Here is a 396-nt window from a genome sequence, read left to right as displayed (position 1 = left end):
CGCATGAAGCACAAGATCATGCAGGCGATGGTCGAGCGCGAAGAACCGCGAAAACTCAGCGGATTTGTGCAAATCGATGACGCGTACCTTGGCGGCGAACGCACCGGAGGCAAGCGCGGACGAGGCTCGGAGAACAAACAGCCGTTCGTGATCGCAGTGCAAGTGGACCAGAACAATGAACATCCTACCTTTGCGGTGATCGAGCCGGTGAAGGCTTTTGACAACGCCTCGCTGAAGGACTGGATCGAACGGCGTCTGGAGCCGGAATGCGAAGTTTACAGCGACGGATTGGCTTGCTTTCGCCGTTTGGAGGAGGCTGGGCATGCCCACACCACCCTCGATACCGGCGGTGGTCGTGCCGCAACCGAAGTCCAGGGAGCACGTTGGTTGAATGTG

1 protein-coding gene is annotated in these 396 nt (G+C 58.6%); it reads left to right on the top strand.

Features of this window, described 5'->3' with window-relative positions:
- The coding region (locus XcuCFBP2542_RS19115) for an IS1595 family transposase (protein ID WP_146090392.1) at window positions 1–396 on the top strand (396 nt) is incomplete at both ends.

This window comes from Xanthomonas cucurbitae, from assembly GCF_002939885.1.
GTDB classification, from domain to species: Bacteria; Pseudomonadota; Gammaproteobacteria; order Xanthomonadales; family Xanthomonadaceae; genus Xanthomonas; species Xanthomonas cucurbitae.
The sequence above is the reverse complement of the archived record's forward strand: the minus strand, read 5'-3'. Positions and strand labels throughout refer to the sequence as shown.